Raw genomic sequence first — 22,561 nt, forward strand, 5'->3', positions numbered from 1 at the left:
GAGGATCCCCCATGCAGCAGCGCGAACTCGCCCGCACCGGCCGCTCGGTCTCGGTCATCGGATTGGGCACGTGGCAGCTCGGGGGCGACTGGGGCGATGTCGGCGAGGATGACGCGACGGCCGTGCTGGCCGCATCCGCAGACCGCGGGGTGACCCTCTTCGACACCGCCGACGTCTACGGCGACGGGCGCAGCGAGACTATCATCGGCCGCTTCCTCGCCTCGCGGCCGGGAGCGGGCATTACGGTGGCGACCAAGATGGGCCGGCGCATGGCGCAGGAGCCGGGCAACTACACGCCGGAGAACTTCCGGGCCTGGACGGAGCGCTCCCGGCGCAACCTCGGTGTTGACACGCTCGACCTCGTGCAGCTGCACTGCCCACCCTCGGCCGTCATCGAGGCGGACGAGACCTACGACGCGCTGGACGCGCTCGTGGCCGAGGGGGCGATCGCCGCGTACGGCGTCTCGGTGGAGACGTGCGCCCAGGCGCTCGCCGCCATCGCCCGCCCGCATGTGACGAACGTGCAGATCATCGTCAACCCGTTCCGGCTGAAGCCCCTCGACGAGGTGCTTCCCGCCGCGCGCGCCGCCGGGGTCGCCGTGTTCGCCCGGGTGCCGCTGGCCTCCGGCCTGCTCTCCGGCCGCTACACCGCCGCCACGACGTTCGCCGCGAACGACCACCGCTCCTTCAACCGTCACGGCGAGGCGTTCGATCGGGGCGAGACGTTCTCGGGCGTGGATTTCGAGACCGGGGTCGCCGCGGCAGCCGAGCTGGCCGCAGCCCTGCCGGCGGGTGTGCCGCTGCCGGCGGCGACGCTGGCATGGATCGCCGCGCAGCCGGGCATCACGAGCGTCATCCCCGGCGCGCGCAACCCCGCACAGGCCGAGGCGAACGCGGATGCCGCGGCGCTCGTGGACAGCGGCGACCTGGCCGGCTTCGATGCCGCCGTGCACCGCGTCTACGACGAGCGGCTGCGCGCGCACATCCACCCCCTGTGGTGACACCCTGCTGACATGGGCTTCACGCGCGCCGAACTGGAGTCGTACCGCGACGCGACGATCCCCGATCTGATGCCCGCCCGGCCCCGGCTCGTGTTCGTCGGAATCAATCCGGGGCTGTGGACGGCGGCCACGGGGACACCGTTCGCCCACCCCGGCAACCGCTTCTACCCGGCGCTCGTGGCAGCGGGAATCCTGCCGAGGCTCCCCGCGTTCTCGGGTCCGCTGAACGAGGCCGACCGCACGATGATCCTGGAGGCGGGCATCGGCATCACGAACCTCGTCCGCCGTGCAACCGCGCGCGCGGACGAGCTCACGCGCCCCGAGCTGCGCGCGGGGGCGGAGCGGGTGGCGGCGGATGCGGCGCGCTGGCGCCCCCGCGTCGTGGCGGTCGTGGGGATGACGGCGTACCGGCAGGGCTTCGACCGTCCCCGTGCGAAGGCGGGGCGGCAGGAGCAGCGCATCGGCGGAGCGGAGACGTGGGTCGTGCCCAACCCGAGCGGGCTCAACGCCCATGACACCGTGAGTACGCTCGCCGAGGCGTATGCCGCCCCCGCGCGTGCGGCCGGCGTCCTGCCCTGACCCGCCTCAGCGCACCTCGATCGCGCCGGCGCGGATGCCCCACAGCACCGCCTGCAGGCGATCGCGGGCGCCGGTCTTCTGCAGGATCTGGGCGAGGTGGTACTTCACGGTGGTCGGCTCGACGTACAGGCGTGCGGCGATCTCGCTGTTGGACAGCCCCTCGGCCAGCAGCGCGAGCACGTCGTGCTCACGCTCGGTGAGGGCGACGGGGAGGGCCGCCGGCGGCTGGGGTGCGCGGCGGCGCGCGGTGAACTCCCGCAGGATGCGGCGGGTCAGCCGCTGATCGAGGGTGCCCTCGCCGGCGGCCACCGAGCGGATGGCGGCGACCAGGGTCGCCTCATCGGCTCCCTTCAGCAGGAAGCCCGCGGCGCCCGCCTCCAGCGCCGCGAACACGTCGTCGTCGATGTCGAAGGTCGTGAGCACGAGGACCTCGGTGTCGAGCTCCGCGTCCGCGGAGATGGCGCGGGTCGCCGCGATGCCGTCGGTGCCGGGCATCCGGATGTCCATGCACACCACGTCGGGGCGCAGGGACCGGGTCAGCGCGATCGCCTCGGCGCCGTCGGCGGCCTCACCGACCACATCCAGGTCGGCTTCGGCGCCGAGGATGACCGACAGGCCGGCGCGGACGATGGTCTGGTCATCGGCGATGAGCACCCTGATCATGCGCGTTCCTCCTCCACGTCGGCCCCGAGGGGGACGACCAGCTCATTGCGCCAGCCGCCGTCCGGCGTGGGGCCGGTGGTGAGCCGGGCCCCGATGAGGTCGGCGCGTTCACGCATCCCGGCGAGGCCGTAGCCGTCGGTCCGGCGGGGCGCGGGCGCCGGAGCCGGCGGGCGGTCGTTGCTCACGGCAGCCCGCAGCATCCGGGTGGCGGACTCGATGCGCACGACGGATGCGGCGCCGGGGGCGTGGTGCGCGACGTTGGCGAGCGACTCCTGCACCATGCGGTAGACGGTGGCGTCGGCCAGCGGAGACAGCGAGGGGAGGGCGTCGTCCATCTCGAGCTCGACACCGCGTCCGGCCGCGCGCGCGTGCGCCACGAGGTCAGGCACGCGCGCCAGCGACGGCGTCGCGACCGGTGCGTGGGGCCCGTCGGCGTCCGCGGCATCGTCGCGCAGAAGCCCCACGGTGCGGCGGAGGTCGGCCAGTGCCGTGCGCGCCTCCTCCTGCACGGTGCCGAGCAGGTCGCGTGTGCGCGCCGGGTCGGTGGCAGCGAGGGCGGAGGCGGCCTGGGCGGTGACGATGATGCCGGAGAGGTGATGGCCGGCGATGTCGTGGAGCTCCCGGGCGAGGGCGGTGCGCTCGGCGCGGAGGGCGCGCTCGGTTTCCTCGCGCCGGCCCCGTTCGATCAGTGCCGCGCGCTCGCGCTCCGCCACGGTCAGGCGTGCGCGGTTGCGGACGTATTCGGCGGCTCCGACGGGCAGCGCGTACAGGAGGAGAACCCGTGCCGTCGCGGCGACGACGATCAAGAGCACGGGAAGGCCGGCGACCGCCATCGCGGTCGCGCTGACCACGATGGTCGCGATGGCCGCGCCGGCGAGAGTCGCCACGGCGCCCGGTGACTCCCGCCGCCACACGGCGTAGACGGCGATCAGCACGGCCAGGGAGCCGATGCCCAGCTGGCCTCCGCTGGTGGCGAGGATCAGCAGATCCAGCGCCACGACGACACCCAGCACCGTGCGCGGCGCGCGATCGCGCCACAGCAGGGCGACGGCCTGCAGCACCACCAGGGCGGCGTGGGCCAGGGGAGGCAGCGGCGAGAGCACCGGTTCGTCGACGCCGGTGAGGTCGATGCCGACGTATCCCAGGGCGACGGCGGCCGTGAGCACCGGAGCCACCGCCGCGCGCACCCGGGACGCCGGGGTGGCGGGAGCGTCGGGCATGGAGGAAGTCAACCACGCCGGCTGCCGACGCGGATCCGCGTCGGCAGCCGGGTCGTGGTAGGCCGTGCTCACGAGTCGCACAGCGTCTCGTCGAGGGCATCCATCACGAGCTCGTACTTCGGCAGCAGGAGCGCCTCGTCGGCGGGGTCGGCGATCGCCCACGGCAGCGCGGTCACCGCGATCGTCACGGCGGTGCCGTCGGGTGCCACGGCATTGCGCGTCTGCGTGCCGGGGATGTCGCCGCCGTGACCCCACACGACCCCGCACTCGAGCGAGTAGGTCTGCAGCCCGAGCCCGTAGCCGAGGTCGGGGTGGAACGGATCGTCGGCGGGCACGGTGTCCTGCATGAGCGCCAGGCTCTCCTCGCTCACCAGCTCGCCGCCCAGCAGCGCCTGCATGAAGCGGTTCATCTCCGTGGGCGTGGACACCACCGCGCCGGCGGCCCATCCGAAGGCGGGATCCATGTCGGTGATCTCCCTCAGCTCGCCGGGGAAGTCGGCGTGGTATCCCTCCACGTGCGCCCCGCGCAGTTCGCGTTCGCCGGGCACGGGCAGGTAGGTGTGCTCGAGCTCCAGCGGCTGCACGATCCGCTCGTCGATCTGCTCCCACAGCGGGCGCTGCGAGACGCGTTCGACCAGGAGGCCCAGCACGATGTAGTTGGTGTTGCTGTACTCCCAGCGGTCGCCCGGCGCGAACGTCGCGGGCTGGGCCAGGGCGATGTCCAGCAGGTCGCGTCCGGAGATGTACACGTCCTGCATGCCGAACGGGTCCGTGGCGATGACCTCGGACGACTCGGGCAGGCCCGAGGTCTGACGCAGCAGATCGCGGACGGTGATGGCGGCGCCGTCGATCCCGTCGCCGGTGACGACGCCGGGCAGGTAGGTCTCGATCGGTTCGTCGAGGGAGACGGCGCCTTCCTCGATCAGCTGCATCACCACGGTGGCGACGAACATCTTCGTGTTGCTGCCCACGCGCACCTCCGCATTCTCGGGGGTCTCGCGGTCGGAGCCGAGGTCGCCGTCGCCGACGGACACGTCGATGCTCGTGCCGTCAGGGCGGGTGACCGAGGCCAGCGCGGCGGGGTAACCGGCGTCCACGAGCGACTGCAGGCGTTCCTCCAGCGCGCTCTCGGCAGGGTCGGCCGCGCTCGTGCGGGCGGCCGCGCCGAAGGCCAGCGCACCGGCGACGAGCACGGCGGCCGTCGTCGCCGCCAGCGCGATGCGTCCCCGCGGGGCGCGACGCCGATCGGGGGTCGAGGTGGGGGTGGGGGTGGGGGTCTGTGCATCCATGACTCCAGCCTGCGCACCGCGGATGCCGCGCACCCCGGCCGCACGATCAGTCCGCCCTGTCCGGAGGGATAGGCCCCGCGGGGCGGATCAGTGGCCCAGGCCCAGCCCTCACGGCGAGAACCCCACGCCCGAGCGCTAGCGGGAGTCGTCCATGATGGGGAGCATGATGTCTCCCGTGCGGCTGCGACGGTGGGCCGCCTCGGCCGCGCTCGCGGTCATCGTGGTGGCCGGGCTCGCCGTCCACGGCCTCGCGCCCGACACGGCGGCCACCGACATCGCGGGTGACGCGCTGTACGCCGCGGCGGTGTATGCCGCCGGCGTGCTGCTGCTTCCGCGCCGGCGGGTCGGCGTGGCGCTCGCCGCCGCGGCGTGGTGCGTCGCCGTGGAGGTGTTCCAGCTGACGGGCCTGCCCCTGACGTGGGGTGCCGCCTTCCCGCCCGTTCTGCTCGTGCTGGGAACCGTCTTCGACCCGCGCGATCTGGTCGTCTACGTCTGCGCCGTCGCCGCGGCGGCCGCTGTCGACGTTCTGGTGACGCGGCGGGCGCGGCCGGACGGCTCGGGCGGCTTGCCCCGTGGCGCCGCACAGCGGAGCATGGGACGGTGACCGACCCCCGACCCGCGCCCCGCTCGCGCGGTGCCCGCGCCATCGCGATGGCGGTCGCCGCCGTGCTGGTCGCCGCCGGCGCGGTGACCGTGTGGATCGCATCCACGCGGCCCGCCGCACCGCCCGCGGCCTCACCTGCCGCCACCAGCCCGGCCGCGGTGCCGAGCGCCACGCCCACGCCGACTCCGACTCCGAGCGGCGCTCCCGCCGACACCACGGCGTATCCGCTCGACCAGCTTCCCCAGGTCGATGTGTACGCCGTGATCCCCGCGCTTCCGGTGGACACCGACCCGGCCGGGGCGTTCACGGGCGATCTGGCCCGCGCCAACGCCGAACGCATCCCCGTCTTCGCCGTCCCCGGGCAGGCGCCGGTGGCGACCCTGCCCCGCGACCATTTCTACGACGGCACGACGGTGCCCGTGATCGAACGCCAGGAGCACTGGCTGCACGTGCTGCTCACCGGCCGCGCGGCACTGCCGTCGGCGGGGAACCCGGGGCAGGTGACCGGGTGGGTGCGCGCGCAGGACGTGGAGCTGTCGGCGTGGGAGCAGAGCATCGAGGTGGACCTTTCCGCACGCACGATCGACGTCGTCGGCCGCGACGGCGCCCGCGAGCGCGTCGCCGACGACTACGCGTGGGGAGCGGAGGGCACTCCGACCCCGCGCGGCCGCTCCTTCGTCATGATGGTGCGCTCGGAGCCGTCGCTGACGTACACGCGCGGTCATCCGCTGGTCTACCTCTCGGTCCAGTCGCCCACCCTCGACGGCTTCGGCGGCGCGCCGGTGGCCGTCACGGCCTTCCACTACCACGACGCCCGCTCCGGCGGCATCTCCAACGGCTGCCTGCGGCTCGGCCCCGAGGCGATCGCGCGGCTCGGGCAGCTGCCGGTGGGCACCCCCGTCGTCATCCGCTGACCGGGACGGTCGCCGCATGCGGCGCGGCCACCACCGCACCCGGCGAGAGGCGCGAGTAGCCTGGCCCCTGTGTCCGTCTTCCCGCGCATCGCCGTCGTCATCCCGTGCCGCAACGACGCGCCCTACCTCGAGGAGTGTCTGCAGGCCCTGGCGGCGCAGACGCGCCGGCCCGACGAGGTGATCGTCGTGGACAACGTCAGCACCGACGACTCCGCCGACGTCGCCCGGAGGCACGGCGCGCGAGTGATCACAGAGTCGCTCGTGGGGATCTGGCCGGCGGCGGCGCGGGGATACGACGAGGCACGCGGGTTCGACCTCATCGCCCGCCTGGACGCGGATTCCCGTCCGCACCGGGATTGGGTGGCCCGCATCGCGCAGGCCTTCGCCGCCGACCCCGACCTCGGCGTGCTCACCGGCGGCTCGGAGTTCTACGGCGCCACACCCCTCGTGCGCTATCTCGGCGACCACTGGTACATCGGCGGCGGCACGTTCTGGGTCAAGCAGTGGCTGGGCGTCCCGCTGGTGTTCGGATCGAACTTCGCCATGCGCTCGCGCGTGTGGGAGCGCGTGCGCGATCAGGTCGAGCGGACCAACCCGATCATCCACGACGACCTCGACCTCACCATCCACCTGCGCCCGAGCGACGGCGTCCGTTACGACCCCGACCTGCGGATGCCGGTGTCGGCACGCCCGTTCGCCCGCCCGTCGGCGCTGCTGCGACGGGTGTGGCGGGTCGTCCCGACGTTCGCCGCGAGCTGGCCGGAAGGCTCGCCGTGGCATCGTGCGCACGAGGCGCAGAGCGCCCGGCCCCTGCGCGCGGGCGACATCACGTGGCCTCGCGACGACGCGCCCGCTCCCGGGAACCGGCGGTGACGATGCACCTGCGCTTCGAGACCCGCGTCTACCGGTGGCAGGCGCGCCAGGACACGGCGTGGTTCTTCGCCGACGTGCCGGAGGAGCTGAGCGCGGAGGTGCGCGAAGTCATGCAGCCGGTCGCGCGCGGCTTCGGCGCCGTGCGCGTGGCGGCGACGGTGGGGGAGACGACGTGGCGCACCTCGATCTTCCCCGGCTCGTCGGGCACCTACGCGCTGCCGCTCAAGCGCGCGGTGCGTGAAGGAGAGGGGCTCGTGGAAGGCGGCCCCGTCACGGTGGACCTGGACATCCTGGACGGCTGAGATGACCGTCGCGCTCGGTGCCGCCGTGGCGTGCGCGCTCCTCGCGTACGCCCTGTTCGCGGTGCAGTCCGTCGTCCTGGCCGTCATCGACGCGCGCACGCACCGCCTGCCCGATCGGTACGTGCTGCCCGGCTACCCGATCGCCGCCGTGCTGCTGACGGTGTCGGCGATCGCCCAGGGCGCGCCGGAGCGACTCCTGCCGGCGGTCGGGGGAGCCCTCGCCCTGTTCGCGTTCTACCTGGCGCTGCGGATGCTGCGCCCCGCCGCGATGGGCGGCGGCGACGTCAAGCTCGCCGGCGTCATCGGTGCGTACCTGGGGTTCCTCGGCTGGGAGAGCGTGCTCGTGGGTGCGCTCGCGGGGTTCCTCCTCGCCGGGTTCTACGCCGTGGCGCTGCTGCTGATCCGCCGCGCCCGGGCGCGCACGGCGATCCCGTTCGGCCCGTGGATGCTGGGCGGGGCCTGGTTCGCGATCCTCGCCGCCGCCGTGCCCGCCTTCACCGGCGACTGACCCCGCGCGCGATGAGCGTCAAGCCCCGGGGCGCGGCTCACGGCCGCGGCTAGATTGGCGACATGTCGAGTACGGTCGTGTCCCGCCTCACCGCCTGGGCGCTGGCCCGCCGTCCCGTGCGCGCCTTCCTGCTGTACAGCCGCCACCGCGGGCCGATGCTGGCCGATTCGGTCACCTACCGCACCCTGTTCGCCCTCTTCGCCGGCGTGCTGCTCGGTTTCTCCGTCGCGGCGCTGTGGCTCGCCGGCAACCGGGAGGCATGGAACGCCCTCGTCGGTGCCCTGGATGCGGCCGTCCCGGGCCTGGTCGGAGTCATCGACCTGGATGCGGTCCGGGCCCCGACGGGGCTGACCGTGGCCGGGATCGTCTCGGCGATCGGTCTCGTCGGTGCCGCGATCGGCGCCGTCGGGTCGCTGCGCTCGGCGCTGCGGTCGATCGCCGGCGTCGCCGTCGACGACGTCCTGTTCATCTGGGTGATCCTGCGGAACCTCCTCCTGGCGATCGGCATCGGACTCGGCCTGGCCGCCGCCGCGGCGGCGACCTTCCTGGCCACGGCCGGCCTGTCGGTCCTGACCGGCTGGCTCGGCATCCCCGAGGGCGAGCCGGCGCTGGGATTCGTGGCCTGGCTGGTCTCCGCGCTCGTCGTCTTCGTCCTGGACACCCTCGTCGTCGGAGTGTCCTTCCGCCTGCTCTCCGGCATCCGGGCCCGGCCGCGGACCCTGTGGCTCGGTGCGATGCTCGGCGGATTCGGTCTCACGGTCCTTCAGCAGCTGTCCGGCCTGTTCGTCGGGGGCGCCGCCGCGAACCCGCTGCTGACCACCTTCGCCTCCTTCATCGCGCTGCTGCTGTGGCTGAACCTCTCCAGCCAGGTGATCCTCATCGCCGCCGCGTACATCGTCATGGGCGTGGAGGAGGACGAGGACCGCGTGAGCGCCCGCTTCGGTGCCGCCACCTTGGCCCAGTTCCGCGTCCGGCGTGCGGAGAAGGAGGTCCAGGCGGTCTCGGCCGAACTCACCGCCGCGCGCGAAGCAGAGGAGAAGGAGCGGGAGAATGCGTGAGAACGTCCTGGGCTCCGCCTACAGCGCCGACGCCGTGCGTGCCGCGGAGGCTCCGCTGCTGGCCGCGGGCGAACCGCTCATGCGTCAGGCGGCGACCGCCCTGGCCGACGTCGTGCGTGAGCGACTGACGCAGACTCCGGGGAGCCTCCTCGTGCTCGCGGGCGGCGGGGACAACGGCGGCGACGCGCTGTATGCGGCGGCCGAGCTCGCCGGGCCGCGACAGCGCGTCGACATCGTCCTGACCTCCGACCGGGCCCACCGCGAGGCCCTCGCCGCGGCGCTGTCGGCGGGGGCCGTGCTCCGCGGCGCGGGTGAGCTGCGGGAGGGTGCGGGGGAGTACGCCGTGATCCTCGACGGCGTCCTCGGCATCGGGGTCTCCGCCGATCCGCGCCTGCGTGGCGTGGCCCGCGCGGTCGTGGAATCCCTGCTGCCCGTGGTGCGCGGGGGCGGGGCGAGCGTCATCGCCGTCGACCTGCCCAGCGGTCTGCACCCCGACGACGGCGGCGCCGACGACGTGGTGCTGCCGGCGACGATCACCGTGACTTTCGGTGCGGTGAAGGCCGGTCTCGTGCGCGGACGCGGGCCCGAGCTCTCCGGCGAGGTGCGTCTGGTGGATCTCGGGCTCGGCCCCGCACTCGCGCGCGCCCGGCCCGAGGTGACCGGCCCCATCCCGGTCGTCTCGGTCGCGCGGCGTCAGCGCGCGTAGCGGGCGACGTAGGTCCGCAGGATCCGCGCCGGCTCGCTCACGCGCACCCGGCGCACGGCGGCGAGGGTGGCATCCAGTTCGTCGGGGGCGAAGTAGCCGTGCGCGGCGTACGCGTGGATGCGCGTCGTGATCCCGTCCACATCCAGCTCGGGGTGGAACTGGGTCGCGTACACGTTGTGGCCGACGCGGAACATCTGCACGGGGCACGACGGCGAGGACGCCAGCAGCACGGCGGGTGCCGGCAGGTCGCTGATGGCCTCCTTGTGCCCCACGAAGGCGTCGAAGGTGCGCGGCATCCCCGCCAGCAGCGGATCGAGGAGACCGGCGTCGGTGAGGGTCACCGGCACGATGCTGATCGGCTCGGAGTACCGCCGGTCGATCCTCGCCCCCAGATGCGTGCCGATCGTCCCCACGCCGTAGCACGCGCCGAGGAAGGGCACGTCCCGCGCGACGACCTCGGCGAGCAGATCGGCGAACTCCGCCTCCACGCGCCGCTGCACCGCCGACTTGCCCTCGTCGGGGTCGGAGGCGTTGAACGGGCTGCCGCCCACGAAGATGCCCGACACCGCGTCCAGGTCGAGGTCGGGCATCGGCTCGGCCTCCAGGCGCACGCGACGCAGCTGCTCGGGGCGCAGTCCGCTGGCGCGCAGGAAGAGCGCGTACTCCTCGTCGGCGGGGCCGTCCTCCGCGCGCGTGGCGAGGAGGACGAAAGGTCGCGCGGTCATGACGCGAAGGCGACCAGGCCGAACTCCACCGCCGAGACCAGGTGCGGATGCTGCGGCACGACGCGCACCGTGTAGCCGAAGGGACCGGTGACATCCAGGTCCAGCATCGTCTCGAACACCGTCGCGCCCTCGTGGGCGCCGGTCGGGTCCAGTGCGCGCACGCTCCGTTCGCCGGTGAGGTCGCCGTCGGCGTCGGCGCGCCCCGACACCAGCTGCACGGCCACGTCGGCCGGGTCGAGGCCGCTGAGCTCCACCTCAGCCCGCACGATCAGGCGCTCGCCCGCCCTCGCCTGCTGGGCGAGCCCTGAGGCATCCACGCTGCGCACGCGCACGCCGGCCCACGCCGCCTGAACCCGTGCGATGTAGGCGGCCAGCTCGATCGCGGCGGCGTGGCCGTCGGCGGCGAGGGCGTGCGCGTGGACGGCGGCGGGCGTGTAGAGGGCGCCGACGTACTCCCGCACCATCCGGTCGCTCGTGGCCTTGGCGCCCAGATCCGTCATGGTGTGGCGCACGCGCTCGAGCCAGCCCACCGGGATCCCGCCGTCGCGGTCGTAGAACGCCGGCACCAGCTGATGCTCGATGAGGTCGTACAGCGCGGCGGCTTCGAGGTCATCGCGCTCGGAGTCGCTCGTGGCCGTGTCGGCGGTGGGGATCGCCCAGCCGTTGCGTCCGTCGAACCACTCGTCCCACCATCCGTCGAGCACCGACAGGTTCAGGGCGCCGTTCAGCGCCGCCTTCATGCCCGAGGTCCCGCACGCCTCGAGGGGACGCAGCGGGTTGTTCAGCCACACGTCGCACCCCGGGTACAGCGTCTTGGCGAGGGTGATGTCGTAGTCGGGCAGGAAGACGATGCGGTCGCGCACCTTGGGGTCGCGGCTGAAGCGCACGAGCTGCTGGATGAGCAGCTTGCCGGAGTCATCGGCCGGATGCGACTTGCCTCCGATCACGATCTGCACGGGGCGCTCGGGGTCGGTCAGTAGCCGCGTGAGCCGTTCGGGGTCGCGCAGCATGAGCGTGAGCCGCTTGTACGTGGGCACGCGGCGGGCGAAGCCGATCGTCAGTACGTCGGGGTCGAGCACGTTCCCCGCCCACGCGCCCGCGGTCGACCCGGCGGCGGCGAGGCGCCCGCGCGCCTCGGCGATGAGCTCCTGCTTCATCGCGGTGCGCACCGCCCACAGCTCGCCGTCGCCGACGACGTCGCGGTCGCGCCAGTCGTGCTCGGTCGTGAGGGCGTCGCCGAAGGCCCGTTCGCTGAGTGCCTTGAGAGCGGGATGCACCCACGTCGGCGCGTGCACGCCGTTGGTGATCGACCCGATCGGGACCTCGTCGGTGTCCACCCCCGGCCACAGCGTCCCGAACATCGCCCGGCTGACGGTGCCGTGCAGACGCGAGACGCCGTTGGCGTGCTGCCCGAGGTGCAGGCCGAGCACGGCCATGTTGAACACGCCGGCGTCCCCTCCCGGATAGTCCTCGGCACCGAGGGCCAGGGCGCGGTCGGCGTCCAGGCCGGCGAGAAGGTCCGTCGCGAGGTATTCGGCGACGAGGTCGCGGGAGAACCGGTCGATGCCGGCGGGCACCGGCGTGTGCGTGGTGAACACCGTCGAGGCGCGCACCTGCGCGAGGGCGGCGTCGAACCCGAGATCTTCGCCCGTGATGAGCTCCGCCATCCGCTCCAGGCCCTGGAAGCCGGCGTGCCCCTCGTTGGTGTGGTAGACGTCGGGCTCTTCCCGGCCGGTGATGCGGCACCACGCCCGCACGGCCCGCACGCCGCCGATGCCCAGGAGCAGCTCCTGCAGCAGGCGGTGCTCGCCGCCGCCGCCGTAGAGGCGGTCGGTGACGTGGCGGAGGTCCTCCGGGTTGGCGGGGGTCTCCGAATCCAGCAGCAGGAGGGGGACGCGGCCGATGTCGGCGACCCACACGCGCGCCGACAGGGTGCGCCCGCCGGTGACGGCGAGGGTGATCTCCACGGGGGTGTCGTCGTCCTCGCGCAGGAGAGTCAGGCCGAGCCCGTACGGGTCGAGCACGGGATAGCTCTCGCGCTGCCATCCGTCGTCGGCGATGGACTGACGGAAATAGCCCGCCCGGTAGAACAGCCCGACGCCGGTGAGAGGGACGCCCAGGTCGGAGGCGCTCTTGAGGTGGTCGCCGGCGAGGATGCCGAGGCCCCCGGAGTACTGCGGCAGCGAGCCGTCGACGCCGAACTCGGGGGAGAAGTACGCGATGTGGGCGGGCTTGGGGCCCGGCAGCGACTGGAACCAGCGGTCGCCGGTGAGGTAGGCCCGCAGGCGCTCGTCCTCCTCGTTCACCCGCGCGACGAACTGCTCGTCGCGGCCCAGTTCGTCCAGCCGTGCCTGGCCGAGGGCTCCCAGCATCCGCGAGGGGTTCTCGCCCACCTGCGCCCACAGGCCGGGGTCCATCGACGCGAACAGGGCGTGCGTCGCGCGGCTCCACGACCAGCGCCAGTTGGACGCCAGCCGGTCCAGCGGCGCGAGGCGCTCGGAGAGGACGGGTCGGACGGTGAACGTGCGCAGGGCCTTCATCCGAGTGAGTCTAGGCTCTCGCCCGCCCCGGCTCCGTGGCTCCTGCCCGGGACTACGCTGTGGGCATGGCTATCGCACGACTGACCGGAGGGCCGCTGGACGGCCAGGTGCTTCCCCTCGACGACGACACCGACGACACGATGATCGTCGGCTACGGCGAGGGCCAGCTGGTCTACCGCCGTGAAGGCGGCTTCACGCACACGGGTGAGGACGACGGCCCCACCGAGGCGACGTTCCGTTTCGTGGAGGGCACCGAGGACATCAACCCCAATGAGGACGGGCGCCTGGAGTGACGGCTGACGCCGAACCGCGCCGCTCGATCGAGGTCGAGCGCAAGTACGACGTCGACGACGGCACCGAGCTGCCGGACTGGTCGGCGCTGCCGGGCATCGCGCACGCCGACGAGGCGGAAGTCCGCGAGCTCGACGCGCGCTATCTCGACACCGCCGACGGCGCGCTCGCGCGGGCGCGCGTTGCCGTGCGCCGCCGCTCCGGCGGCCCCGACGCCGGGTGGCACGTGAAGGTGTCGGCGCCCGACGGACGGCACGAGTGGCAGTGGCCCCTCGACGAGGATGCGGAGGATCCGGTGGTCCCCGAGGCCGTCGCCGCCGCGATCGCGCAGTGGGCCGAGCCGCCGTTCACCCCGCTCGCCCGCGTGCGCAACACCCGCACGGCGTACGCACTCCGCGACACCGCCGGCGCCCTCGTCGCGGAGTTCGTCGATGACCGCGTGCGCGCCCGCGACGAGCGCAGCGGCCGCGAAACGGCGTGGCGCGAATGGGAGGTGGAGCTCGGCCCCGCCGCCCCGGCCGATCCCGCCTGGCAGGCGGCGTTCTTCGCCGCGGTGGATGCCGCGGTGGCGACTGTGGGCGCCCGCCCCGCCGCATCCGATTCCAAGCTCGCCCGCACCCTCGGCCGCTGACCGGCGAGCGGAAAACACTGCGGCGCCGCCCCCGGCTTCGATCGGGGCGGCGCCGCAGGTCGGGCGGGTGAGACCTCAGATGTTGATCATGTGACCCGACAGGCCGTGGAACGCCTCCTGCAGCGCCTCCGACAGCGTGGGGTGGGTGTGCACGTTGCGTGCCAGCTCGAGGGCCGTCAGGTCCCACTTCTGCGCGAGGGTCAGCTCGGGCAGCAGCTCGGAGACATCGGGGCCGATGAGGTGCCCGCCCAGCAGCTCGAGGTGCTCGGCGTCGGCGATGAGCTTGACGAAGCCGATCGGCTCGCCCAGGCCGTTGGCCTTGCCGTTGGCGGTGAAGGGGAACTTCGCGACCTTGACGTCGTGGCCGGCGTCGCGGGCCTGCTGCTCGGTCAGGCCGAAGGAGGCGACCTGCGGCGTGCAGAAGGTCGCGCGCGGCATCATCCGGTAGTCGCCCAGGGTCATCGTCTCGGCCTTGCCGATCGTCTCGGCGGCCACGACGCCCTGCGCCTCGGCCACGTGGGCCAGCTGCAGCTTGGCCGTGACGTCGCCGATGGCGTAGATGTGCGGGACGTTGGTGCGCATGTGGTCGTCGATGCCGATGGCGCCGCGCTCGGTGAGCTTGACCCCGGTGTGCTCGAGACCGAAGCCCTCCACGCGCGGAGCGAAGCCGATCGACATGAGTACGCGGTCGGCCTCGATCGAGCCCTGCGCGCCGTCCTTGCCGGTGTAGGTGACGGTGACCTTGTCGCCGGAGTCCTCCACCTTCTCCACCTTGGTGGAGGTGAGGATGTCCACGCCGTACCCGCGGTACTGCTTCTGGATCTCCTTGGAGACCTCGGCGTCCTCGTTGGGGAGGGCGCGGTCGAGGAACTCGATGATGGTGACCTTGACGCCGTAGTTGGTCAGGACGTACGCGAACTCCATGCCGATCGCGCCGGCGCCGACGATGACCATCGACTTCGGCAGCTCGCGGTTGAGGATCTGCTCCTCGTACGTCACGACGTTCTCGCTCAGGCTCACGCCCGGCAGCAGCCGCACGGTGGAGCCGGTGGCGATGATGGCGTTGTCGAAGGTCACGCGCTCGACCGAGCCGTTGGCGCCGGCGACGTCGATGGAGTTCGCGTCGACGAACGTGCCACGTCCGTCGTACTCCGTGACCTTGTTCTTCTTCATCAGGTAGTGGATGCCCTTGACGTGCTGGTCGGCGACCTTGCGGCTGCGATCCCACGCGGTGCCGAAGTCGAAGTGCACGTCGCCGGAGATGCCGAACAGGTCGGCCTTGGCGTGGAACGTGTGCGCCAGGTCGGCGTTGCGCAGCAGCGCCTTCGAGGGGATGCAGCCGACGTTGAGGCAGACACCGCCCCAGTACTTCTCTTCGATGACCGCGACAGAGAGGCCCAGTTGAGCGCTGCGGATCGCCGCGACGTAACCGCCGGGGCCCGCGCCGAGGATGACGACGTCGTAGTGAGGCATGACTCCCAGCCTATCGTCCGTCGCGCGTGCCGGAGCCGGCGCGAGCGCGCCGCGGGCGGATGACCAGGAGGTACAGAACGAGGCCGATCACGACCACCAGCACGATCGCGCCGACGATCCACGGCAGGGGGTCCGCAGCTCCCGCGGCGTCCTCGTCGGAGATCGGCGTGGCGGCGGGGGAGGGCTCGGCGGACGGGGTGGGCTGAGCCGTCTCGATGGGCTCCGGGGTGGCGGTCGGGGTCTCCGCCGGGACGGGCGGTGTCACCGTGAAGGCGAACTCACCGGAGATCGGGTGGCCGTCGCTGGAGACAACGCGCCACACCACCTGGATGCTGCCGCTCGCGTCGCCGGCGAGCGCCTGCGTGAGCGTCGTGCCCGCCACGACGGCGGGTCCGTCGGTCAGCGCCGTGCCCGCGGCATCCGTCACCTGCACCTGGTTCGCCTCGTCGCCGCCGAGCAGCTCCGCGCTGAAGGTGAGTGTGAGGGCCTCGGGCAGGGCCGTGAGCTCGGCTCCGGCGGGCGGGTCGGTGGACACGAGCTCATCGTGCGCCGCGGCCGGCGAAGCGGCGCCCCACAGCACGGTGAGAGCCATCAGGAGGACCGTCGCGAGGACGGTCAGCGGGTGGATGCGGAAGCGGTCGGGGGTCACGTTTCCGAGCCTACCCGGGGCCCCGTTGGGGCCGCAGGCCGCCCGTCCGGGCAGCTCGGGAGACAGCCGAGGCAGGTGCGGACTCGACACGGTGGACTCCTTGTCAGTAGGTTCGAATTCCCGCCGGGCTCGGCGGATCCGGAATCCGGCGCCCGAACGCCGACGCGCAGCGCGGCCCAGCGCCGTGTCGGCCCGGGGAGAGGCCGCATCAGGCCCGCCGCTTTCGGTTAGTGTGGATGAGGAAGGAGGACTCGTGGACGAAACACGTCGACCCGAGCCGGGCGAGATCCGGCGCGACGCCGATAACGGCTCTTCGGAGGTCCGTTCGCACGACACCACGCAGACCTTCGGCCACGACGCCGACCTGTCCTTCGTGCCGTTCGGGAGCGAACTGAGCGAGACCGAGATCGAGGCGATCGGGGCGCTGCCCTCGGGAGCGGCCCTGCTGCTCGTGCGCTCCGGTCCCACCGCCGGCGCCCGCTACCTGCTCGACACCGACGTCACCACCGTCGGTCGTCACCCCGAGGCCGACATCTTCTTCGACGACGTGACGGTCTCGCGCCGGCACGCCGAGATCATCCGCGAGGGCGTGCGCTTCGACATCGTCGACCAGCGCTCCCTCAACGGCACCTATGTCAACGGGGAGCGCGTGGACCGCACGACGCTCGCCAACGGCGCCGAGGTGCGCATCGGCAAGTTCCGCCTGACCTTCTTCGTCTCGCCCGCGGACCTCCCGCCGGCCGCCGACGCCTGATGCCCGCCGCATCCGCCCGTGGACGTTCGTCGTCCGCGGGGCTGCTCAGCATCGGCCAGGTGCTGGCACGGCTGACGCCGGAATTCCCCTCGCTGACCTCCAGCAAGCTCCGCTTCCTCGAGGTGCAGGGGATCGTCTCGCCCACGCGGACGGAGTCGGGGTACCGAAAGTTCTGCGCCGCCGACCTCGACCGGCTGCGCCTGGCGCTGACGCTGCAGCGCGACCACTACCTGCCGCTGAACGTCATCCGCGACTACCTCGCCGAGCTCGACGCCGGCCGCAATCCGTCGCCGCCCAGCTCCGTCCCCTCCATCGTGCCCGCTCCGCGCCGGTACCGCCGCGCGGAGCTGCTGGCCGCCGCGGGGGCCGCGCCGCAGTTGCTCAACGATGCGATCAGCACCGGCATGATCACGGCGTCCGAGACGTACACGGATCAGACGCTGGCGCTGCTGCGGGCGCTCGTGGCGCTGGATCGCCACGGCATCGAGCCGCGCCATCTGCGGAGCCTCCGCCAGAGCGCGGAGCGCGAGGCATCGCTCATCGAGTCGGCGCTGGCGACGCTCATGCGTCGCCCGGATGCTGCGTCCCGCGCGCGGGCGAGCGAGCTCGCCCCGGAGCTCGCCAAGCGTCTCGAGGACGTGCGCGCGGTGTTCGTGCGCGACGCGATCGATCGCATCATGTCGTGATGGCGCGACACGCCGAACCCGCGATGCGGATGTCGTTGCCGCAGGCCCCTCGCTCCTCTAGCGTGGATGTATCCGATTCCCCGAGGAGGTTCCTGGCATGACCGCTGGAAAAGCAGTCGGCGAACCTCGGTTCGTCTCGGACCTCCTGTTCACCGACGGTCTGCCGGAGATGGACGACGAAGTCGGGTACCGCGGTGCCGTCGCCGCTCGTGCGGCCGGCATCACCTACCGCCAGCTGGACTACTGGGCGCGCACCGAACTGGTCGAACCGACCGTGCGCGGCGCCTCCGGCTCCGGCTCGCAGCGGCTCTACGGCTTCCGCGACATCCTCGTCCTCAAGCTCGTCAAACGCCTGCTGGACACCGGAATCTCGCTCCAGCAGATCCGCACCGCCGTGGACCAGCTCCGCGCCGCCGGCATCCGCGACCTCGCCGGCACGACGCTCATGAGCGACGGCGCATCGGTGTACCTGTGCACGTCCAACGACGAGGTCATCGACCTCGTCAGCCGCGGCCAGGGCGTGTTCGGCATCGCCGTGGGCAAGGTGCTGCGGGAAGTCGAGTCGACGCTCGTGGAGTTCGACGCGACCGCGCCGGACCCGGTCGACGAACTCGCAGCCCACCGCGCGAAGCGCACCGCGTAACGCTCCTCCGCCGCATCCGCCCGCCTCGTGCGGTCGATCGTGCGCGCCCGAGATCAGGAAGATCGCCGAAATCAGGCCGATTCCGCCTGTTTCCATCCTGATCCGGGCGAATCGCCTGATTTCGGGATGCGGGCCGGCGGCGGGTCAGACGCTGGCGACGTCGCCGGGGATCGGGATGCGGCCGGTGCGCATGACGCGGTCCAGCAGTGCGTCGAAGTCGGCGGCGAGCTCCTGTGCGGAATCGCCCGGCCACACGTGCAGCGGCTTGGCCGCGCCCTGGGCCTGCTGCAGCGACGTGCGCTCGGGCAGCTGCGGGTTCAGCACCAGCGGGCCGAACATGTCGCGCAGCTCCTTGATACGGAACTGGTGCTCGATCGACTGCGGGCGCACGCGGTTGACCACGACGCCGAGGGGCTGAAGGCGGGGGGAGAGACCGCGACGGATCTCCTCGATCGCCCGCAGCGCACGGTCGGCGGCGGCGACGGAGAACAGGCCGGGCTCGGTCACGACGATGACGCGGTCGCTCGCGGCCCACGCGGTGCGCGTGAGTGCATTCAGCGACGGCGCGCAGTCGATCAGCACGAGGTCGTAGTCGGCCTCGATGGTGGCGAGCGCCTCTTCGAGCTTCCACACGTCACGGACGCTCGGATGCGGGCCGTCGAAGTTGATCGCGGACGGACTGCCGATCAGCACGTCGATCGTGCCGGGGTGCACCTTGGCCCACCCGCTCGTCGTGATCGCCTGACGCACGACCTTCTCGCGCGGATTGGCGAGGACATCGGCGATGTTCAGCCGGCCCGCCACCTGGATGTCCATGCCCGTGGACACGTCGGATTGAGGGTCGAGGTCGACGACGAGGGTGCGCACGCCGCGGGCGAAGGCCGCGGAGGCCAGACCGAGCGTGACGGTGGTCTTGCCGACGCCGCCCTTGAGCGAGCTGACGGAGAGTACGTGCACAAGGGTCTACGTTACCGTCCCCTAGGCTGAGTGCACACTCAACCGGCCGCCATGTGAGGTGTGCATGTTCCGAAAGATCCTGGTCGCCAATCGCGGCGAGATCGCCATCCGTGCTTTTCGAGCCGCCTACGAGGTGGGAGCCCGCACCGTTGCGGTGTACCCCTACGAGGATCGGTTCTCCCTTCACCGCCTGAAAGCGGATGAGGCGTACCAGATCGGCGAGCGCGGGCATCCCGTGCGCGCCTACCTGAACGTCGACGAGATCATCCGCGTCGCACGCGAGAGCGGAGCCGACGCGATCTACCCCGGCTACGGCTTCCTCTCCGAGAACCCGGAGCTGGCCGAGAAGGCCGCCGCCAACGGCATCGCCTTCATCGGTCCGCCCGCCGCAGTGCTGGAGATGGCCGGCAACAAGGTCACGGCCAAGGAGCACGCGGTCGCCGCGGGCGTCCCGGTCCTGCGCTCCACCGAAGCATCCGACGACATCGACGCGCTCGTGGCGCAGGGCGAGGACATCGGGTTCCCGCTGTTCGCCAAGGCCGTCGCCGGCGGCGGCGGGCGCGGCATGCGCCGGGTGGACTCCGCCGGCGAGCTGGCACCCGCGCTGGCCGAGGCGATGCGCGAGGCGCAGAGCGCGTTCGGCGACCCCCGGATGTTCCTCGAGCAGGCCGTGCAGCGCCCGCGTCACGTGGAGGTGCAGATCCTCGCCGATCAGGCCGGGCACACCGTCCACCTGTTCGAGCGCGACTGCTCCGTGCAGCGCCGGCACCAGAAGGTCATCGAGATCGCGCCGGCCCCCAACCTCTCCGACGACGTGCGCGACGCGCTGCACCGGTACGCCATCGCTTTCGCGCAGTCGATCGGCTACCAGAACGCCGGCACCGTGGAGTTCCTCCTGGAGACGGCGGGACCGCGCACCGGCGAGGTGGTCTTCATCGAGATGAACCCCCGCATCCAGGTCGAGCACACCGTGACCGAAGAGGTCACCGACGTCGACCTCGTGCAGTCGCAGATGCGCATCGCGGCGGGGCAGACCCTTGACGAGCTGCACCTCGCGCAGGACGACATCCGCCTGCGCGGCGCCGCCCTGCAGTGCCGCATCACGACGGAGGACCCGGCGCAGGGCTTCCGCCCCGACACCGGGAAGATCACCACCTACCGCTCGCCCGGCGGCGCAGGCGTCCGCCTGGACGGCGGCACGACGGCCGCGGGCGCGCAGATCAGCCCGCACTTCGACTCGATGCTGGCCAAGCTCACGTGCCGCGGGCGCGACTTCCCCGCCGCCGTCGCCCGTGCGCGGCGCTCGCTCGCGGAATTCCGCATCCGCGGGGTGTCCACCAACATCCCGTTCCTGCAGGCGGTGCTGGATGACCCCGCCTTCCTCGCCGGCGATGTCAGCACGTCGTTCATCGACGAGCGCCCCGAGCTGCTGCGCGGCCGGGAGTCCAAGGACCGCGGCTCGAAGATCCTCAACTGGCTCGTGGATGCGACGGTGAACCGTCCGCACGGGGAGAACCCCGTCTCGGTGAACCCGAAGCTGAAGCTGCCCGCGCTCGATGTGCTGACCCCCGCGCCCGCGGGATCGCGCCAGCGACTGGAGCAGCTCGGCCCGGAGGGCTTCGCCCGCGCACTGCGCGAGCAGAACGCCCTCGCGGTGACGGAGACGACGTTCCGCGACGCCCACCAGTCGCTGCTGGCCACGCGCGTGCGCACCAAGGACCTCGCGATCGTCGCGCCGTACGTCGCGCGCCTGACGCCTCAGCTGCTCTCGGTGGAGGCGTGGGGCGGTGCCACGTACGACGTCGCGCTGCGCTTCCTCGGCGAGGACCCGTGGGAGCGACTGGACGCCCTGCGCAGCGCGCTGCCCAACGTGGCGGTGCAGATGCTCCTGCGCGGGCGCAACACGGTCGGTTACACGCCGTACCCGACCGAGGTGACCGACGCGTTCGTGGCCGAGGCATCCGACAGCGGCATCGACATCTTCCGCATCTTCGACGCGCTCAACGACGTCGCGCAGATGCGCCCCGCGATCGATGCGGTGCTGGCGACGGGCCGCTCGGTGGCCGAGGTGGCCGTGTGCTACACCGGCGACCTGCTGGATCCGGCCGAGAACCTCTACACGCTGGATTACTACCTGCGCCTGGCCGAGCAGATCGTCGACGCCGGCGCGCACGTCCTGGCGATCAAGGACATGGCGGGGCTCCTGCGTCCCGCGGCGGCCGCGCGCCTGGTGTCGGCGCTGCGCGAGCAGTTCGACCTCCCCGTGCACGTGCACACGCACGACACCGCCGGCGGACAGCTCGCGACTCTGCTGGCCGCGTCGGCGGCCGGTGCGGATGCGGTGGACGCGGCGTCCGCGCCGATGGCGGGCACCACGAGCCAGCCCTCGCTGTCTGCCCTCGTGGCAGCCCTGGCCCACACCGAGCGCGACACCGGACTGGACCTGCAGGCGGTGTCCGACCTCGAGCCGTACTGGGAGGCCGTCCGCCACCTGTACCGCCCGTTCGAGTCGGGGCTCCCGGGCCCCACGGGACGCGTGTACCGGCACGAGATCCCCGGCGGCCAGCTGTCGAACCTGCGCCAGCAGGCCATCGCGCTGGGCCTGTCGGAGGACTTCGAGCTCATCGAGGAGATGTACGCCGCCGCCAACGACATCCTCGGCCGCGTGCCCAAGGTGACCCCGTCGTCCAAGGTCGTCGGCGACCTCGCGCTGCACCTCGCGGCGGTCAAGGCCGACCCGGCCGACTTCGCCGCGAACCCGGAGAAGTACGACGTGCCCGACTCCGTGGTCGGCTTCATGGCCGGCGAGCTGGGCGATCTCCCGGGCGGATGGCCCGAGCCGTTCCGCACCAAGGTGCTCGCCGGGCGCGACGTGAAGATCGGCGTGACGCCGTTGACCGACGAGGATGCGGTGCACCTGGCCGGCACGTCGGTCCAGCGCCGCGAGCGCCTGAACACCCTGCTGTTCCCCGGGCCGACGCGCACCTTCACGGAGGTGCGGGAGACCTACGGCGACCTCAGCGTCCTGGACACCGCCGACTACCTGTACGGGCTCGTGCCCGGCTCCGAGCACATGGTCGAGATCGAGAAGGGCGTGCAGCTGTTCGTCGGTCTCGAGGCCATCGGCGACGCCGACGACAAGGGCATGCGCACCGTCATGACCACGCTCAACGGCCAGTTGCGGCCCGTCTTCGTCCGCGACCGCTCGATCGCGGTGGAGACGCGGTCGGCCGAACGCGCCGACACCTCCAAGCCCGGTCAGGTCGCGGCCCCCTTCTCGGGTGTCGTGACCCTGAAGACCGCCGTCGGCGACACCGTCGCGGCCGGTCAGGCGGTCGCCTCGATCGAGGCGATGAAGATGGAGGCGGCGATCACCAGCCCCGTCGACGGCGTCGTGGAGCGGCTCGTGGTGGGCAGCACGCAGCAGGTGGACGCAGGGGACCTTTTGGTCGTCATCCGCCCCGCGCAGTAGCCTGGGGGGATGGGTGCGCGCGC

General features: G+C 72.4%; 23 protein-coding genes. 15 read left to right on the top strand and 8 right to left on the bottom strand.

Features of this window, described 5'->3' with window-relative positions:
* Window positions 1-11 precede the first annotated feature (11 nt).
* Both E4K62_RS06810 and E4K62_RS06815 read left to right on the top strand, forming a co-directional pair.
* On the top strand, window positions 12-1,001 hold the full coding sequence (locus E4K62_RS06810; RefSeq protein ID WP_135065271.1) for an aldo/keto reductase: 990 nt from the start codon (window positions 12-14) through the stop codon (window positions 999-1,001).
* 12 nt (window positions 1,002-1,013) lie between these two features.
* Window positions 1,014-1,580 (top strand): mismatch-specific DNA-glycosylase, encoded by a 567-nt coding sequence (locus E4K62_RS06815; RefSeq protein ID WP_135065274.1) that lies wholly within the window; start codon window positions 1,014-1,016, stop codon window positions 1,578-1,580.
* Between the two features lie 6 nt (window positions 1,581-1,586).
* Here E4K62_RS06815 and E4K62_RS06820 read toward each other — a convergent pair whose 3' ends face one another.
* From E4K62_RS06820 to E4K62_RS06830, 3 genes are all read right to left on the bottom strand, one after another.
* Window positions 1,587-2,243, bottom strand: a complete 657-nt coding sequence (locus E4K62_RS06820) for a response regulator (protein WP_135065277.1) — start codon at window positions 2,241-2,243, stop codon at window positions 1,587-1,589.
* Window positions 2,240-3,463 carry a sensor histidine kinase gene (locus tag E4K62_RS06825; RefSeq protein WP_135065280.1) on the bottom strand — a complete coding sequence of 408 codons (1,224 nt, stop codon included), beginning with the start codon at window positions 3,461-3,463 and terminating at the stop codon, window positions 2,240-2,242. The genes E4K62_RS06820 and E4K62_RS06825 overlap by 4 nt, the downstream gene beginning before the upstream one ends.
* Window positions 3,464-3,531: 68 nt before the next feature.
* Window positions 3,532-4,752, bottom strand: a complete 1,221-nt coding sequence (locus E4K62_RS06830) for a serine hydrolase domain-containing protein (protein WP_135065283.1) — start codon at window positions 4,750-4,752, stop codon at window positions 3,532-3,534.
* A 163-nt stretch (window positions 4,753-4,915) separates the two neighbouring features.
* Here E4K62_RS06830 and E4K62_RS06835 point away from each other — a divergent pair, with 163 nt between their 5' ends.
* The 7 genes from E4K62_RS06835 (at window position 4,916) to E4K62_RS06865 (ending at window position 9,717) form a co-directional block, all read left to right on the top strand.
* Window positions 4,916-5,356 carry a DUF2809 domain-containing protein gene (locus E4K62_RS06835; RefSeq protein WP_240742846.1) on the top strand — a complete coding sequence of 147 codons (441 nt, stop codon included), beginning with the start codon at window positions 4,916-4,918 and terminating at the stop codon, window positions 5,354-5,356.
* Window positions 5,353-6,270: a L,D-transpeptidase gene (locus tag E4K62_RS06840; RefSeq protein WP_240742847.1), complete on the top strand. Its 918-nt coding sequence runs from the start codon at window positions 5,353-5,355 to the stop codon at window positions 6,268-6,270. Before E4K62_RS06835 ends, E4K62_RS06840 begins: the two co-directional genes overlap by 4 nt.
* Window positions 6,271-6,339: 69 nt before the next feature.
* On the top strand, window positions 6,340-7,143 hold the full coding sequence (locus E4K62_RS06845) for a glycosyltransferase family A protein (RefSeq protein ID WP_135065286.1): 804 nt from the start codon (window positions 6,340-6,342) through the stop codon (window positions 7,141-7,143).
* Between the two features lie 2 nt (window positions 7,144-7,145).
* Entirely contained in the window at window positions 7,146-7,445 is a 300-nt protein-coding gene (locus E4K62_RS06850) for a DUF1905 domain-containing protein (protein ID WP_135071055.1), read from the top strand.
* A gap of 1 nt (window position 7,446) precedes the next feature.
* Window positions 7,447-7,953, top strand: a complete 507-nt coding sequence (locus tag E4K62_RS06855) for a prepilin peptidase (RefSeq protein ID WP_135065289.1) — start codon at window positions 7,447-7,449, stop codon at window positions 7,951-7,953.
* Window positions 7,954-8,015: 62 nt separating this feature from the next.
* The gene (locus E4K62_RS06860) at window positions 8,016-9,011 is read left to right on the top strand and encodes a YihY/virulence factor BrkB family protein (RefSeq protein ID WP_187270363.1); all 996 of its coding nucleotides are present in this window, start codon (window positions 8,016-8,018) and stop codon (window positions 9,009-9,011) included.
* Window positions 9,004-9,717: an NAD(P)H-hydrate epimerase gene (locus tag E4K62_RS06865; RefSeq protein ID WP_135065295.1), complete on the top strand. Its 714-nt coding sequence runs from the start codon at window positions 9,004-9,006 to the stop codon at window positions 9,715-9,717. Before E4K62_RS06860 ends, E4K62_RS06865 begins: the two co-directional genes overlap by 8 nt.
* Here the strand turns inward: E4K62_RS06865 and E4K62_RS06870 are convergent.
* Window positions 9,705-10,442 carry a glutamine amidotransferase gene (locus E4K62_RS06870; RefSeq protein ID WP_135065298.1) on the bottom strand — a complete coding sequence of 246 codons (738 nt, stop codon included), beginning with the start codon at window positions 10,440-10,442 and terminating at the stop codon, window positions 9,705-9,707. The genes E4K62_RS06865 and E4K62_RS06870 overlap by 13 nt on opposite strands.
* The gene (glgP, locus tag E4K62_RS06875) at window positions 10,439-12,982 is read right to left on the bottom strand and encodes an alpha-glucan family phosphorylase (protein WP_135065301.1); all 2,544 of its coding nucleotides are present in this window, start codon (window positions 12,980-12,982) and stop codon (window positions 10,439-10,441) included. The genes E4K62_RS06870 and glgP overlap by 4 nt, the downstream gene beginning before the upstream one ends.
* A gap of 65 nt (window positions 12,983-13,047) precedes the next feature.
* On the opposite strand from glgP, the gene E4K62_RS06880 reads away from it, so the two are divergent.
* Both E4K62_RS06880 and E4K62_RS06885 read left to right on the top strand, forming a co-directional pair.
* A complete protein-coding gene (locus tag E4K62_RS06880; RefSeq protein WP_135065304.1) occupies window positions 13,048-13,275 on the top strand; it encodes a response regulator in 228 nt (75 codons plus the stop codon).
* On the top strand, window positions 13,272-13,904 hold the full coding sequence (locus tag E4K62_RS06885; RefSeq protein WP_135065307.1) for a CYTH domain-containing protein: 633 nt from the start codon (window positions 13,272-13,274) through the stop codon (window positions 13,902-13,904). Before E4K62_RS06880 ends, E4K62_RS06885 begins: the two co-directional genes overlap by 4 nt.
* A 75-nt stretch (window positions 13,905-13,979) precedes the next feature.
* Here the strand turns inward: E4K62_RS06885 and lpdA are convergent, their stop codons facing one another.
* Both lpdA and E4K62_RS06895 read right to left on the bottom strand, forming a co-directional pair.
* Window positions 13,980-15,377, bottom strand: a complete 1,398-nt coding sequence (gene lpdA / locus E4K62_RS06890) for a dihydrolipoyl dehydrogenase (RefSeq protein WP_135065310.1) — start codon at window positions 15,375-15,377, stop codon at window positions 13,980-13,982.
* Window positions 15,378-15,387: 10 nt separating this feature from the next.
* Window positions 15,388-16,026, bottom strand: a complete 639-nt coding sequence (locus tag E4K62_RS06895; protein WP_135065313.1) for a copper resistance CopC family protein — start codon at window positions 16,024-16,026, stop codon at window positions 15,388-15,390.
* A gap of 253 nt (window positions 16,027-16,279) precedes the next feature.
* Between E4K62_RS06895 and E4K62_RS06900 the strand changes: the two genes are divergently transcribed.
* From E4K62_RS06900 to E4K62_RS06910, 3 genes are all read left to right on the top strand, one after another.
* Entirely contained in the window at window positions 16,280-16,780 is a 501-nt protein-coding gene (locus E4K62_RS06900; protein ID WP_135065317.1) for an FHA domain-containing protein, read from the top strand.
* The gene (ftsR, locus tag E4K62_RS06905; protein ID WP_135065320.1) at window positions 16,780-17,466 is read left to right on the top strand and encodes a transcriptional regulator FtsR; all 687 of its coding nucleotides are present in this window, start codon (window positions 16,780-16,782) and stop codon (window positions 17,464-17,466) included. Before E4K62_RS06900 ends, ftsR begins: the two co-directional genes overlap by 1 nt.
* Window positions 17,467-17,563: 97 nt before the next feature.
* On the top strand, window positions 17,564-18,109 hold the full coding sequence (locus E4K62_RS06910) for a MerR family transcriptional regulator (RefSeq protein ID WP_135065323.1): 546 nt from the start codon (window positions 17,564-17,566) through the stop codon (window positions 18,107-18,109).
* Window positions 18,110-18,253: 144 nt separating this feature from the next.
* On the opposite strand, the gene E4K62_RS06915 is transcribed toward E4K62_RS06910, so the two are convergent.
* Window positions 18,254-19,066 carry a ParA family protein gene (locus E4K62_RS06915; protein WP_135065326.1) on the bottom strand — a complete coding sequence of 271 codons (813 nt, stop codon included), beginning with the start codon at window positions 19,064-19,066 and terminating at the stop codon, window positions 18,254-18,256.
* Between the two features lie 64 nt (window positions 19,067-19,130).
* Between E4K62_RS06915 and E4K62_RS06920 the strand changes: the two genes are divergently transcribed.
* Window positions 19,131-22,538 carry a pyruvate carboxylase gene (locus E4K62_RS06920; RefSeq protein WP_135065329.1) on the top strand — a complete coding sequence of 1,136 codons (3,408 nt, stop codon included), beginning with the start codon at window positions 19,131-19,133 and terminating at the stop codon, window positions 22,536-22,538.
* Window positions 22,539-22,561 lie beyond the last annotated feature (23 nt).

The organism is Microbacterium wangchenii (assembly GCF_004564355.1).
Taxonomy (GTDB): domain Bacteria; phylum Actinomycetota; class Actinomycetes; order Actinomycetales; family Microbacteriaceae; genus Microbacterium; species Microbacterium wangchenii.

Bases quoted from the DNA above. Each gene is read 5' to 3' on its own strand.
- E4K62_RS06810 (WP_135065271.1), top strand. From the start codon at position 12: ATGCAGCAGCGCGAACTCGCCCGCACCGGCCGCTCGGTCTCGGTCATC.
- E4K62_RS06815 (WP_135065274.1), top strand. From the start codon at position 1,014: ATGGGCTTCACGCGCGCCGAACTGGAGTCGTACCGCGACGCGACGATC.
- E4K62_RS06820 (WP_135065277.1), bottom strand. From the start codon at position 2,243: ATGATCAGGGTGCTCATCGCCGATGACCAGACCATCGTCCGCGCCGGC.
- E4K62_RS06825 (WP_135065280.1), bottom strand. From the start codon at position 3,463: ATGCCCGACGCTCCCGCCACCCCGGCGTCCCGGGTGCGCGCGGCGGTG.
- E4K62_RS06830 (WP_135065283.1), bottom strand. From the start codon at position 4,752: ATGGATGCACAGACCCCCACCCCCACCCCCACCTCGACCCCCGATCGG.
- E4K62_RS06835 (WP_240742846.1), top strand. From the start codon at position 4,916: ATGATGTCTCCCGTGCGGCTGCGACGGTGGGCCGCCTCGGCCGCGCTC.
- E4K62_RS06850 (WP_135071055.1), top strand. From the start codon at position 7,146: ATGCACCTGCGCTTCGAGACCCGCGTCTACCGGTGGCAGGCGCGCCAG.
- E4K62_RS06855 (WP_135065289.1), top strand. From the start codon at position 7,447: ATGACCGTCGCGCTCGGTGCCGCCGTGGCGTGCGCGCTCCTCGCGTAC.
- E4K62_RS06860 (WP_187270363.1), top strand. From the start codon at position 8,016: ATGTCGAGTACGGTCGTGTCCCGCCTCACCGCCTGGGCGCTGGCCCGC.
- E4K62_RS06865 (WP_135065295.1), top strand. From the start codon at position 9,004: ATGCGTGAGAACGTCCTGGGCTCCGCCTACAGCGCCGACGCCGTGCGT.
- E4K62_RS06870 (WP_135065298.1), bottom strand. From the start codon at position 10,442: ATGACCGCGCGACCTTTCGTCCTCCTCGCCACGCGCGCGGAGGACGGC.
- glgP (WP_135065301.1), bottom strand. From the start codon at position 12,982: ATGAAGGCCCTGCGCACGTTCACCGTCCGACCCGTCCTCTCCGAGCGC.
- E4K62_RS06880 (WP_135065304.1), top strand. From the start codon at position 13,048: ATGGCTATCGCACGACTGACCGGAGGGCCGCTGGACGGCCAGGTGCTT.
- lpdA (WP_135065310.1), bottom strand. From the start codon at position 15,377: ATGCCTCACTACGACGTCGTCATCCTCGGCGCGGGCCCCGGCGGTTAC.
- ftsR (WP_135065320.1), top strand. From the start codon at position 16,780: ATGCCCGCCGCATCCGCCCGTGGACGTTCGTCGTCCGCGGGGCTGCTC.
- E4K62_RS06910 (WP_135065323.1), top strand. From the start codon at position 17,564: ATGACCGCTGGAAAAGCAGTCGGCGAACCTCGGTTCGTCTCGGACCTC.
- E4K62_RS06920 (WP_135065329.1), top strand. From the start codon at position 19,131: ATGTTCCGAAAGATCCTGGTCGCCAATCGCGGCGAGATCGCCATCCGT.